Origin of the sequence: Bartonella capreoli (assembly GCF_902813205.1) — a bacterium.
In the GTDB taxonomy this organism is placed as follows: Bacteria; Pseudomonadota; Alphaproteobacteria; order Rhizobiales; family Rhizobiaceae; genus Bartonella; species Bartonella schoenbuchensis.
Map to the genome: position 1 here is coordinate 1 of NZ_CADDZX010000204.1, position 453 is coordinate 453.

1 pseudogene is annotated in these 453 nt (G+C 41.3%); it reads right to left on the reverse strand.

Annotated features, from left to right (window positions below):
- Positions 1-453 (reverse strand): annotated as a pseudogene (glnA, locus tag J7R05_RS08060) (glutamine synthetase); the annotation flags it as partial.

Genomic DNA, 453 nt, shown 5'->3' on the forward strand with positions numbered 1-453 from the left:
TCATCATCAAAAACGTCGCCAGCTTTAAGAAAGCCACGATCTTTGTCAAGTGCTTCAAGTGCTTCACGCAGACTTCCTGAAACAGTAGGGATTTCTTTGAGTTCTTTTAAGGGAAGATCATAAAGATCTTTATCCATAGCATGTCCAGGATGAATTTTGTTTTTGATGCCATCAAGACCAGCCATTAAAAGGGCTGCAAATGCCAAATAGGGATTTGCTGTTGGGTCTGGAAAACGAACTTCTACGCGTTTTGAATTTGGTGAGGAGCTCATTGGGATACGGCAAGATGCAGAACGATTACGTGCTGAATAGGCAAGAAGAACAGGAGCTTCATAACCAGGAACCAAACGTTTATAGGAGTTTGTGGATGGGTTTGTGAAAGCATTGATTGCTTTTGCGTGCTTAATAACACCACCGATAAAAAATAAACAGGTTTCTGATAGTCCGGCATAT